Origin of the sequence: Nitrospira sp., from assembly GCA_016788885.1 — a bacterium.
GTDB lineage: Bacteria > Nitrospirota > Nitrospiria > Nitrospirales > Nitrospiraceae > Nitrospira_A.
The window spans coordinates 1-13,315 of the sequence record JAEURX010000044.1; the positions used below are offsets into that span (position 1 = coordinate 1).

General features: G+C 58.0%; 8 protein-coding genes. All 8 read right to left on the reverse strand.

The genetic code is table 11. The features are described 5' to 3' along the window. Window positions 1–704 precede the first annotated feature (704 nt). Entirely contained in the window at window positions 705–1,697 is a 993-nt protein-coding gene (gnd, locus tag JNL86_12275; protein MBL8043684.1) for a decarboxylating 6-phosphogluconate dehydrogenase, read from the reverse strand. A gap of 13 nt (window positions 1,698–1,710) precedes the next feature. Further along, complete coding sequence (zwf, locus tag JNL86_12280; GenBank protein ID MBL8043685.1) at window positions 1,711–3,096, reverse strand: glucose-6-phosphate dehydrogenase; 1,386 nt, start codon at window positions 3,094–3,096, stop codon at window positions 1,711–1,713. Window positions 3,097–3,196: 100 nt separating this feature from the next. Then, complete coding sequence (locus JNL86_12285) at window positions 3,197–6,079, reverse strand: bifunctional transaldolase/phosoglucose isomerase (GenBank protein MBL8043686.1); 2,883 nt, start codon at window positions 6,077–6,079, stop codon at window positions 3,197–3,199. Between the two features lie 550 nt (window positions 6,080–6,629). Then, on the reverse strand, window positions 6,630–8,048 hold the full coding sequence (sthA, locus tag JNL86_12290) for a Si-specific NAD(P)(+) transhydrogenase (protein MBL8043687.1): 1,419 nt from the start codon (window positions 8,046–8,048) through the stop codon (window positions 6,630–6,632). A gap of 21 nt (window positions 8,049–8,069) precedes the next feature. Then, the gene (locus JNL86_12295; GenBank protein MBL8043688.1) at window positions 8,070–8,558 is read right to left on the reverse strand and encodes a hypothetical protein; all 489 of its coding nucleotides are present in this window, start codon (window positions 8,556–8,558) and stop codon (window positions 8,070–8,072) included. A 355-nt stretch (window positions 8,559–8,913) separates the two neighbouring features. Next, window positions 8,914–10,464: a sigma 54-interacting transcriptional regulator gene (locus tag JNL86_12300; protein ID MBL8043689.1), complete on the reverse strand. Its 1,551-nt coding sequence runs from the start codon at window positions 10,462–10,464 to the stop codon at window positions 8,914–8,916. A gap of 970 nt (window positions 10,465–11,434) precedes the next feature. Continuing rightward, window positions 11,435–11,716: an antibiotic biosynthesis monooxygenase gene (locus JNL86_12305; protein ID MBL8043690.1), complete on the reverse strand. Its 282-nt coding sequence runs from the start codon at window positions 11,714–11,716 to the stop codon at window positions 11,435–11,437. Between the two features lie 280 nt (window positions 11,717–11,996). Beyond that, window positions 11,997–13,315, reverse strand: a 1,319-nt coding sequence (locus JNL86_12310; GenBank protein ID MBL8043691.1) for a sigma 54-interacting transcriptional regulator, incomplete at its 5' end; no start/stop codon positions are given.

Sequence of the window (13,315 nt, forward strand, 5' to 3'; positions counted from 1 at the left end):
ATCGACTACAATGAGCGTCGGCCGCATGGGTCGCTCGGGAACTTAACACCACAGGAGTTTGTCGAACAGGCGGCTCAAACCGGGCTGCAGGAGGCACCGAATTTCCAGCTTCCAGCGGTCTAGTTTCTGGGGAGGTCTCAAGAGGCACCGAATTTCCAGCTTCCAGCGGTCTAGTTTCTGGGGAGGTCTCACGTTGTGCGTAACTCACATTCATGTTGGTACAACTACAGGGGGCAGGTCAACTCACCGCCTCTCCGGACATCCGCAATCCCGCTTCTAGAACCGGACTCCAGCGACTCCAGTTATCCACCACCGTCAAGATCCGAAACGGTCGCCCGTCGGCCAGGGTATCATGGACAAAATCCATGCTCCAGCGCTCGGCTGGGCCCGTGAGTAGGGGCGCTGGTCCACGATGTCGCGCAATGTGCTCCATCTCCGGACGCGCATGCGGAGCTGCAACCCATCGATTGCGAGAAAGGCATCCTCCCTGTGAGTTTACGTAGATACTGGGAGAGCATATTCTTTGTCGAGTGGGGTCGACTGAAATCTCAACCAATTGTGCGGCAACGAGAGGACCCTGCCGAGACAACCGTCGTGTCGCATCGTGTGGTCTGTGCGAAACGCGCCTCTATTCGGTCATCATGACCAGGACCAACGTGATCGCAACGGATGAGATACTTTTGCCTCGGTTCCGTCTGCCGAACTCATGAATGGCAATCATCCCCTCGTGCCTCGACGTGGCCGCCGAATTGGTAGCGCATCGCCGAGAGCACTTTTTCGGCAAAGGTATGGTCTTGACGTGAACGGAACCTGGTAAAGAGCGATGCAGACAGGACGTCTGCAGAAACTCCTTCCTCTATTGCAGCCATCACCGTCCAGCGACCTTCTCCGGAATCTTGGACGGAGCCGGTAAAGTTGGACAGGTCTTGATTGTCAGCCAACGCGGCAGCGGTCAAATCAAGGAGCCACGATCCGACCACACTGCCCCGGCGCCACACCTCAGCGATATCCGCAAGGTTCAAGTCGTACCGCATGTCAGCGGGAAGGCTTTTCGCGTTAGCATGACGACAGATCTCGAACCCTTCGGCATAGGCTTGCATCAAACCATACTCGATACCATTATGAATCATCTTGACGAAGTGCCCTGCTCCGGCAGGCCCGCAGTGCAGATACCCCTCTTCAGCCGTTCCCTCCATGCGGCCCCGTCCCTTGGTCCGTTCAATGTCACCTCGACCGGGCGCCAGGGTTTTAAAGATCGGATCAAGACGCGTTACCACCGGCACGAGGCCGCCGATCATCAAACAATACCCTCGCTCCAGTCCCCAGGTTCCTCCGCTTGTTCCGACATCCACATAGTGGAGCCCCTGTGCCCTAAGCGTTGTGGCACGTCGAACATCATCTTTGAAATACGAGTTCCCGCCATCGATGAGAATGTCATCCGCCTGTAGCTTTTGCGCCAGAGCATCGAGGGTCGTTTCTGTCGCCTCTCCTGCCGGCACCATCACCCACACAGCCCGCGGCGGGGTCAATCGGCTGATCAGATCGTCCAGAGAATCAGCTCCCACGGCCCCTTCAGCGGCCAGTCGATGTGTCTGTTCCGTATTCCGGTCAAACACCACGCATTGGTGCCCTCCACGCATCAACCGCCGCACCATGTTGGCCCCCATTCGTCCCAGTCCAACCATCCCCAATTGCATAAGTTGTTCTCCCTTATTCATGTTCCTTTGGACACTGCCACCCACCAAACGGAGCAATCAACGTCTGAGACTCACCGGGTCCCCACGTGCCTGGTTCATATTCATAGACCGGCGTCGGTGTGGTGAGAATCTGGTCGACCACACGCCAAGAGGCTTCGACCCCATCCTGCCGCGCGAAGAGCGATGCATCACCGATCATGGCGTCGCCTATCAGCCGTTCATAGGCTTCCATCTCATCTCCTCGCTGATGACTCACGAAGAGTTCCGTCTCGCGCCCGAGCATCTTTTCTCCTGGGACTTTGGCACGGGCCCCAATCGCAACCGCCACCCGATCGGGGCCAAGCCGGAATCGAACATAGTTGCGCGGCTCCCCGGCTGCCTCACCGAACACATCTTGAGGTGGACGCTTCAACGTCACAAACACTTCCGTGGCCGTAACCGGGAGATGCTTCCCGGCACGGATAAAGAACGGCACCCCCGCCCATCGCCAGGAATCCAGGGCGATCTGGAGCGACGCGAACGTTTCCACTTGCGAGTCAGATGCCACCCCTGCCTCCGTTCTGTACCCACGAAACTGCCCACGGACCAGGGTGTGTTCGGTCAGCGGCCGCATGCGCTTAAAGATCTTGATCCGTTCGTCACGCAAGGCTTCGCCGGACCCGCTGATGGGTGGTTCCATCGCTAAATTGGCCACGACTTGGAGCAGGTGGTTCTGGACCACATCGCGAAGCGCCCCAGTTTCCTCATAAAAACTCCCCCGACCGGACATCCCGAACTGTTCCGCCATCGTGATCTGCACGCTGTCCACGTACTCACGATTCCAAATCGGCTCGAGGAAGGAATTGGCGAATCGAAAGTACAGCAGGTTTTGGATTGATTCTTTTCCTAGGTAGTGGTCGATGCGAAAGATCGCCGACTCGTCGAAGACACTGTGCAGGGTCCGGTTCAAGGCCTGCGCCGAGGCCAAATCCCGTCCAAACGGTTTTTCGACCACCACCCGTGCACCACACGCACAGCCAGACTTGCCGAGCCCCTCGACTACCGTCCGAAACATACTGGGTGGAATGGCCAGGTAATAGAGCGGCCGCTGAGCGCGGCCGAGTTCCCGGCGGAGACGGGTAAACAGCTCATCTTCCCGGTAGTCGCCATCCACAAACCGAACACTCTGTATAAGTCTGGCAAAGGCCGCTTCATCGATGCCTCCACCGAATTGTGTCAGACTTTCCCGAATGCGATCTCGCAGTTCCGCCTCATGTCTATTCGCTTTGGCCACTCCGATCACGGGCACCGTCAGATGCCCCCGCTTGATCATGGCCTGCAGAGCGGGAAAGATCTTCTTGAACGCCAAATCCCCCGTGGCCCCGAACAGCACGAGCGCATCTGTCTGTGGCTCCATCATGATGACCTCCCGATGACATCACAGGCATCCGTTCCCCGTGATGGTGTCTGCCCGCGGCCGTGCGGCGCGATCGCCGAATGGACGGAGCCCTGTACGTCCTTCATACCAACGCCTCCTCAATCACCGACCTCAATCTGACCAGCCCCGCCCGGACGTCGGTCCCCAGATGCACCCGTAATAGCCGTCGGCCTCGTTCCACCAACACCTGAAAATCTCCGCGGGCCTGCGCCGCTTTGACGACCCCGAACGAGTAATGCTGGCCCGGTACCGGCAGGTCGACGGCATCCTCGCTGGTGATCTGAAGAAAGAGACCGGTATTCGGCCCTCCTTTGTAGGCCTGTCCCGTGGAATGGAGGAATCGCGGGCCAAACCCCATGCAGGTGGCGACATGCTTGACGTCCCGCACTCTCACGCGCATGGCTTGGAGGTCCGCCTCATGCGTGGGGTCCATCTCAAGATACGCCAGCAAGGCAAAGTAATCACCGGCTGTGAGCCGATTCAGATGGGCTGCGAGATACTGCTCAAGAGACGAGGTCGGACCTGCCGCTGCCTGAAGCGCTTGGGCATAGGTCGGATCGGCAAATAGCTTGATCCCACCTTCTTCGAAAAATGCAGATTCGGGAGGAAGCGCTCCGGTTCGTTCATACTGAGCCGTCAACTGCTTGGTGGCGACTTTGCTTGTCTCGACATCCGGCTGGTCGAACGGATTGAGATCCAGGATCGCTCCCGCCACTGCCGTGGCAAATTCCCAACGGAAAAATTCCTGCCCCAGGTCATACAGGTCGTTCACGGCAATGCGGATGATCGGATGCCCTGCCCGCTCAAGCCGGTTGACGGCAATGTCTTGATTTTTCTCCGGAGCAGTCTCCAATCGGATATACACAAACACACGGTCTGTCCCATAGACGGTAGGATATCCCACCGTCTCACAATCGACCGGAATAATGCCTTTGCCCTCCTTGCCGGTCGATTCGGCCAGGAGTTGTTCGAGCCAGGCGCCGAAGGAGGCCACACCTGGCGAGGATACAATCGTCACCTTATCGCGGCCGTGTTTGGCAAATACTCCGAGAATCGTACCTAGCATCACGCCGGGATTCTCCTCGACCGGTACAGAAGGAAAACAGGCCTCCACCATTTCTTCCGCGCGTTCGAGCAACTGGGCGATATCGAGCCCCATCACTGCCGCAGGCACCATCCCGAAATTCGATAGCGCCGAATATCGCCCTCCGATCGTGGGCACCCCAAAGTAGAGATGCTGAAAATCATCGGCTTCGGCGATCTGCTGGAGTGGTGAACCAGGATCCGTGATCGCGATGAAATGTCGGACGGCAGCCTTGGCTCCCACATGCCGTTGAACCCGCTCAAAAAAGTAGTGCTTCAAAATCATGGGCTCAAGGGTACTTCCCGATTTGCTCGACACGATGAAGAGCGTGCTGCCGATCTGGATTCGTTTTTCAATAGACCGAATCTGGGCCGGATCGGTTGAATCGAGCACATGGAATTCCGGATACCCACTTTGCCTTCCAAACGTCCGCCTCAGGACTTCCGGGCACAGGCTCGATCCACCCATTCCCAGCAAGAGAACGTGCATGAACCCTCTGTGCCAGATTTCTTCCGCCAAGTTGACGAGCAAGGGCACCTGAGCCAACTGTTGGTCCGTAATATCTAACCACCCGAGCCACCGATGCTCGCTCTCATTAGTCCAGAGAGACGGATCGCGATTCCAGAGACGTCGAACTCGGTGAGTATCGTCCCATTCCTTGAGGGACGCCTGAACCTCGGCAGCCACCTCCGCAGGGAGCCGGTAGAAACAGTCATTGAGTCGAACACCCTGGTCTTTTCTGGAGTGCGACTCGACGACGACAAGCAGTTGGTCGAAAGCGTCCCTGAACAACTGCAACCCTTCTTCCAACAGCCGGTCGGTTATCGCTTTCATTGAGATTCCTATCTGCTCCGCCGCAAGCAGCACGGCTTTTGCCTCATCGAGGTCCTTCGTCAGTCGACTCTCGGGGCGGCCATGATCACGAAACGCATCCAGTGTCGCTAACGGCATCGTGTTGACCGTCTCCGGACCGATCAGTTCTTCCACGTACTGCACGTCGCGGTATTGAGGATTTTTGGTGCCCGTACTCGCCCAAAGCAAGCGTTGGGTCGTGGCCCCCTGCTTCGCAAGGGCTTCCCAGCGAGGTCCGGAAAAGAGGGTCTGATACCGTTGATAGGCCAGCTTGGCATTCGCCACCGCAAGCTTTCCCAAGAGACTTGTGGGACGTCCCTGTTCGCGTTCATGAGTTGACTGTTTCAGGTAGGCAGAAATTTCAGCATCCGCCGCTGTATCAATGCGGCTGACGAAAAAACTGGCCACACTCGCAACGCTCCCCAGGTCACCGCCTCGCTTAGCGAACTGTTCCAGCCCGGTGAGGTAGGCCTCGGCGACATCCGCATAGGTCTCCTGCGAGAAGAGAAGGGTCACGTTGACGTTGATGCCCATGCCAATCAGTTGTTCGATCGCCGAGATCCCGGCGGGAGTGGCTGGGACTTTAATCATCACGTTATCGCGCTCAACGGCTTCCCACAGCCGCTTCGCTTCGTCGAGCGTCCCCGGCGTATCATGCGCCACATGAGGCGACACCTCCAAGCTTACATAGCCGTCCCGTCGCTTCGTGCGGGCATACACCGGCTGCAGGAGGTCGGCCGCAGACTGAACATCCTCAATGGCCAGCCGTTCAAAGCGCGCCTGCGCATCCAGTCTCGGCTCCTTCTGGAGCCTGCGCAACGCATCGGTATAGTCCGAACTTCCGGTGATCGCTTTCTCAAAGATCGCGGGGTTTGACGTCACGCCGACCACTCCCTCGTCGAGGATGAGACGTTGCAAGGCTCCGCTGGTGATGAAACTGCGTCGAATATAGTCCAACCACACCGATTGGCCATATACCTGAAGCGCACACACGGGATTGTTGATCCTGACTTGCGTGACGTGCATCATGGCATCTCCTTGGTCGTGAATTGTTTGCGTATCCAGGGATAGCGTGCGTGTATTTCCTCAATACTGGCTGATGGCCAGTCGTCCCACAGGCAGGCCCTCACTCATTCCGTTCCGTTTCTCTGTTCGACTTGAGGCGCGAAGGACTGCGCCCTCCTTCTGGCCCCGCAGGGCTGAAACCCGGTCCCGTGGAGGGGGAAAGTGGGGGCGTCGGCATTCCGAGAGCAGGGCTCCGTGGCGGCATGTACGACTTCGACGTCCTGCCACGTTCTCCATGATTCAGCCAACTTTCCCAGGACCCCCTTGGCATCTTCGTCACATCGGAGGATGTGGAGGGAGCAGAAAAACTTTGCTCCGATCCAAGAGGCTGGTCTTGCGCCATGCAAGGACCGGCAACCAACGAAATGAACACGAGCGCACGTAGTGTGATGTGATTCATATCTGTCCTTCTTTCATCATTTGTTCCGTGGAAGACGCTCTGCAGTGGAAAAGGGAACCGTGCCGATCCATGAGTGCTCCGACCGTCAGATCGCCTTCTTCACCTGCAGGTTCTTTACCGACAGGCGGACAACTTATTGAAAGCATTTAGAGCCGCGACTTTGTAGCATTCTGCCAACGTCGGATAATTGAACACCGTCCGTAAGAAGTATTGGAGGCCACCGCCTAACTCCAGGACTGCTTGACCAATATGGATCAGTTCTGTGGCGCCGACCCCCACGGCATGGATCCCGAGCAGTCGCTGGTCCTCGCGATGGAAGAGCAACTTGAGAAACCCGCTGTCGTCTCCGAGAATCTGTCCTCGTGCGATCTCTCCATACCGCGCGATGCCGGTTTCATAGGGCACCTTCTTCCTGGTCAATTCCTGCTCCGGCGGGCCAATGGCGGAAACCTCCGGCATGGAATAGATTCCGATCGGCAGATGCTCAATCATGGGTCCCGGATCCACTCCGAAGGCATAGGACGCCGCCAGCCGTCCCTGCAGAAATGAGGTCGACGCCAAGCTCGGGTAACCGATCACGTCGCCGACCGCGAAAATGTGCGGCACCGCCGTTCTGAACTCTCGGTCCACAGCCAACCGCCCACGCTCATCAGGCTTCAGCCCCACGGCATCCACATTCAGGCGACTCGTCGCGCCGACTCGCCCAACCGAAAAGAGGATTTGATCGGCGACGATCTTTTTCCCGGACTCCAGATGGACGATCGCCTGTTGTGGGCTTCCGTTCGTCACCTCCAACCGGTCCACTGCTTCTCCCAAGCGAAACGTGACCCGTTGCCGTCTCATCTGCTGTATGAGTTCGTCGACACATTCGCGGTCCAAAAACTCTAGGAGTTGGTCGCGCTTATCCACCAGAATCACCGGGATGTGGAGCGCAGCGAACATCGACGCATACTCGATCCCAATGATGCCACCGCCGACGATCACGAGCTTCTTGGGCAGTCTCCGCAACCGCACGAGATCATCGCTGGTGAGGATAAGGTCACCATCCGCCGGCACGCCGGGAGGGGAAGCCGGATAGGTTCCGACAGCAATCACGATGTTCTCCGCCGTCACCGTGCGCTGCCCCTCGCCGGATACCACCAGTAGAGTATGCGGGTGAACAAATGAGGCCTCTCCTCTGATAATCTGCACCTCGTTCCGGAACAACTGCTGTTCGACCACCTGCGATTCACGATGGCCGACCATCCCGACGCGCTGGAAGAGTGCCTCTATGGGAGGTCGACGCAGAGGCTCGCCATCGACGCGAAAGCCCGAGTCACGGGTCAATCCGCCGCCGCTCTGAGACAGGCCCCACACGGCCTCTCGGAACGTCTTGCTCGGGATCGTCCCTATCTCCAAGCAGACGCCTCCGAGAGAAGGACGCTTTTCCACGACAGCGGCACGTTTGCCAAGCTTGGCCGCCTGAATCGCAGCCCGTTGCCCTGCGGGACCGCTGCCGATGCACAACAGATCAAAGTCATAGTCTGGCTTCATACGACTGCTCTCCTCCGACCACTAGTCACGGTTGCTGAATGCACGACCGATATCGATCGGCCGGTAGACAGAGACGCGTTCCCTTAGCGCCGCCAACACCACGCTAAACAATTCCACTGCCAGCTCAGGTCGACCGACTCGTTGCGCCATCTCACCGCCATGCTGCGCGCATGCCACCATCATGGCGTGGGGGTCGACAGCCAACCGTATTGGCGGGGTCATAACAAGCGCTCGCATCGAAACAGGCAGGAAATCGGATTGCCGACTCTGCGTGGCCACCGCGTAGGCAATACGGGTCAATTGCTGCACATCACTTCGGATGTCATCCGGCTCCTCGCTTGATCTGCAGTGGAGATAGGTCGCCCATCCCTCCATAAATTGACTGTTGTTGAGAAGAACCGTCGACCCGGTGAATGGCCAGGATCCATGGCAGGCGCTGAACCCAATGAGGATCGTCCCACAGAGAAGTCCGACCGTCCCGAGTCTGCGACGCCATCCAATTGGCCGCATAGTCCCGTCTCCCTCGCCATACGTAGTGCCAACAGAGACAAGCAAGCCAAATGCCACCGGGGATCAACGCACCTCTCACAGAAAAAAGACGCGCCATTCCTGCTACTTCGGGATACACCCTGCTCGAAGTGGCACGTGTCGGGCCTCCGGCTGCGAAGAGTCCACCGCGAGACTTCATGGAAAATCGCGATCATTCACGACGGTCGAGGAAGATGAACGGGCGCTGTTATTCCTAGCCACGTGAATTCAGCGGTGCAGTGTACTGCGTGGAGGCAACCAGACAGGCTTTGAGCGCACGGCACAATGGGTCGAGCCGCCGTACAAATACCAGCAGGGTTTCAACAAGAAGCCGTGACTAGGACAGGGGAAGAGGATCTAGAGAAGGAAGAACCGTCGGGCGTGACAGGTCCATTTTTTTCATTCGACTGCGCAAAGTGCTGGGATTCATCCCTAGCCGAGAGGCGGCTCCAAGAGGACCATAAATCCTCCAGCCCGCCTGCTCGAGTACCCGAAGAATGAGCCCACGTTCTGCATCGTATAGGGTGAGTGGCCGATCAACGTCCGGCGTGGGCCTCGATGAGGAAGCGACGAGACGCTCATCGATCTCGACAACATGAGTCGGCGCGAGAATCGCGGCCCGCTCAATGACATTCTGAAGCTCGCGAATATTTCCAGGCCAGTCATACTGGGCCAACCGCGCCAATGCCATATCACTGAGGGTAAGGCCCGGGCGATTGAATTTGGCTTGGCAGATCTGGAGAAAATGCTGAGCCAGAAGCGGAATGTCTTCTTCCCGATCGCGCAGCGGAGGAAGAGCAATGGGAAACACCTTGAGGCGATAGTAGAGATCGGCTCTGAACCGTCTCTGCTCAACGGCCTCAGCCAGGTCCACATTGGTTGCCGCGATGAGCCGCACATCCACAGGCACCGATCGCACGCCTCCCACCCGATCGATGAGATGATCTTCCAGGACGCGGAGAAGCTTCGCCTGGACATCCAGCGGCATCTCCCCAATTTCATCCAAAAACAGCGTGCCCTCGTGAGCCAGTTCGAACCGTCCCTGATGCCGATGGACCGCTCCCGTGAATGCTCCACGCTCATGCCCGAACAATTCACTGTCCACCAGGCCGCTTGGCAATGCCGCGCAGTTGAGCCGGATGAAGGGTTTATGTCGCCGCAAACTGCTTTCATGGATGGCGCGGGCCACCAATTCTTTCCCGGTGCCGGTCTCTCCGGTCACCAATACCGTGGTGGAAGTGGTCGCGACGGCCTGAATTTGCGTGAGCACCTTGCGCAGCGGCTCGCTCTTGCCGACGAGCAATCCAAAGTTACTTCCCTGTTTGATTTCCTGTGTCAGATACGCGTTATGCTGCGCAAGCTGTCGACTCATGTGCGCGAGTTGCTCATACGCTTGGACGTTTTCGATGGCCAATGCAACCTGAATCGCGATTTGGCGCAAAAACTCCAACGTCTCGACCTCAGGCTCCCCTGATGCCACGCTTCCGATATTGAGCGTCCCGAGGCAGGTTCCACGCGCAAGCAGCGGGAGATTGACCATTCGACCGAGGCCTTCCTCGGCATATAAACGATCTTCATAGAACACTTGTTCTTTCTGAAGATGGGGGCGCACATGGACTTCGCGATGTTCATACACCCATCCCACCGCACTGCCCGTCCGCGGAATGATGGTGCCACGTTGAAGCACGCGTTTGGGCACGGCAGTCTCCAGAGCATGAAACCGAAAGCCGTCTTCTTCCGGCACATAGAGGAGAACCCCGGCGCGCTCCCATGGCACGACATCTTTGATCCGTTCCGTGCACGCTTGCCACAGACCGTCCATTCCGCGCTGTGAGTTCAGCACATTGGACACTTCAAGCAGAGCGTGATACCGACGATGAATCATCATCACCAAGGAGGAATGTAATGGGGGGTCTGCTGGGGCAGCTACATAAGCAATTTTCCTGCCTGGAAGGCGCTTCTCTATTTTGCTGGGGACACTGCGCGAATTTTAAGCGTACCGAGAATAGATTCGTCCGATTGGTTTTTGGAAGAAGATCCTGAACGGTCTCTCCAACACGACAACAATCTGCCGTCGTGCACAATATCAATGAGCGAATCGTGCAGAATCGCACACTCAGGGATGATGGAGCCCCATTGAGCATGAAGGGGGCTGGAGGGGAACCGAAAGGCGAGCTCGTCGGTTGCACCGCCTGGATGAACTTTAGCTGCGAATGCAGGTGCGGCGATGCAAGTACAGGGTCTTGCATCGCCGCTTCCCGCTGATGTCAACTGGTCCCCCGCGAGCACTGGAGTAAGGATGTTGTACCTGATGCACTCAATCGATCAAGGTGAGCTCGCAGGTGCGATTGGCAGTTTTCGTTGGCTCCTTGTCTGGACCACGCCAGACAAGCAGGGCCATACCGGTACCCTTATCGCTTTGGTCGTCTCCGTGGGAGTATGCTCCATCCGTGAAAACGCGAGTCTCTCCCACATCTGCCGCAGGCTCCACTATCCCGTTATGCATAACTCCTTCCTTGTTCAAAGAAGAACGCCAACGAAGATCCAAGGTCGGCCGTTGCGCGCCGCAGGCTTGGCGCTGTGCCGCTACTTGCTCGGCTTCGAGGCTGTTGAGCCGTTACCGCAACGCGGCGAGTTCCGCAGACACTTCACTGTCAGGCTGTTCCTTCATCACCATTCCTTTCATGGCACCAGTCTGTCGTTCGTCTTGGACAACCTATTGGCCCGCCGGTCCCGAGGCCGTACAGCCTTTGTCCGACACTCTTCTGCACCCCGTGACGATCTAGCGAGGAATCCACGAACAACCATTCCGCGTGGTGATTCTTCGAGACCCGCTTCGCTCCGGCTTCCCCAACGGCTCACAAGACGCCACACCGCTGAATCTGCGTCGTTCTGCCCAGCAGCTCCGTCGCTCCACCCAATATCTTCCAATGATCTGTTTGCATGTGCGCATCTACGTCTGCCTGAGTCGCCCACAACCCGACGAGACACAAGACCTGAGATTGCTCCACATCACGATAGACGTGGCTCGTGAGACACCCGGGTTCCTCACGTACCTGCCCTACGAGCAATCGCAATGTCTGCTCAAGTTCCCTACATTTGGTCGGTTGAGCTTCGATGGTGATGAGAAGCAGAACCATCAGATCCTCTTGATCCTCAGTCCCATCTCCCAATCCGCCGTGTGACCTCGTTGGTGAGCTGGGAGTCCAAATGCGTCACTTTTGCGGTGCTGCGGATACAGCACGAATAGGCCACTGACACCTGGGTGACAGGAACGGGTGCCCAAGGGCGATCGCGTGCAGATTCCGACGCTCCCCACCACGTGCAGTGCCTGGAGCTCCCGCGTGAAGCTCCGGGCTTACCCCATACGACGGCGCCACTCCGCGCTCTTTGACGAGCAAGCGGATGATCCCCCCTTCATCACCCGCCTGTCGGGCGCCTAATGCCCAGTTTGCGCATGCGCTTGCGGAGAGTGCTGGCCGGAAGGCCCAAGGCAGCGGCAGCCCCTGTGTGACCCTCGATCTTCCACTGTTTAACCTCCAATGCTCGGAGGATGTGCGCAGCTTCCGCTGCGGCGAGAGGCCGCACCGCCTGGCATTCTATCCTCGGCTCGTTGGACGCCGGCAACTGGTCCATCAAGCACAACGTCGGGCCCCGGCTATTGATCACTGCCCGTTCGATCACATTCCGAAGTTCGCGGACGTTGCCCGGCCATGCATAGGCCTGCAAGGTATCCATCACCCTGGTCGGCACGGTAGAAATGACTTTGCCGGCTTGCTGGGCACATTGCATGACAAAATAACGTACCAACAGCGGGATGTCTTCCCGGCGCTCTCTCAATGCAGGCACCGTGATCGGAAACACCGCCAATCGATAATAAAGATCGGACCGAAAGCGCCCGCAACGCATGTCGGCCTCCAGGTCTCGGTTGGTTGCGGCAATGACTCGGACGTCGACCCGAAGTGTCCGCGAGCTGCCTACTCGTTCGAATTCACCCTGCTGAAGCACACGGAGCAACTTGGCCTGCAGCTCCAACGGCAGGTCACCCATCTCATCCAGAAACAGCGTACCACCATGCGCAGCTTCGAAGCGCCCCACTCGTCGGGCCACGGCCCCGGTAAAGGCACCTTTTTCATGGCCAAACAGTTCACTTTCGATAAGGGTAGCCGAGAGGGCGGCACAATTCACGGTGACGAAGGGTCGCATAGAGCGGCGGCTTTGCTGGTGAAGGGCGCGAGCCAACAGCTCCTTGCCCACACCGGTTTCCCCGAGCAGCAGCACGGTCGTGTCGGAGGGTGCGACTTGTTCCATGCGAAAACGGACCGCTCTGAGCACGGCGCTTTGGCCAATCATCCCCGGGAGACAGGCAGCTTCGCTGACCGCGTCCAGAGGAGTAGGTTCGTTCCGATGAAGTGATGCTTGCAACAGAGAGAGCTGGGACGTAGCGGCCTGAAATAACTCATATGCCTGCGCGCGGCTCAACGCATTGGCGAAGATCTCCCCGACCAGTCGAATCTGTTGAACGACCCCATTGGGCCACACAGATTCCGTGCGACGCGTCGCCAGCGCAATCGCTCGTGTAGTGAAACCGGCCACCACCAGCGGGATAATGACGGCTGAGTACATGCCGCATTGGCGAATCTCCTCGTTCGTGCCTGCGGCCTCGGCAGGTGCGTCACCGTCGTGCGAAAGCTGGACTGTTTCGCCGCGATGCAGTTTGTCGAACACCCACGGCAAGT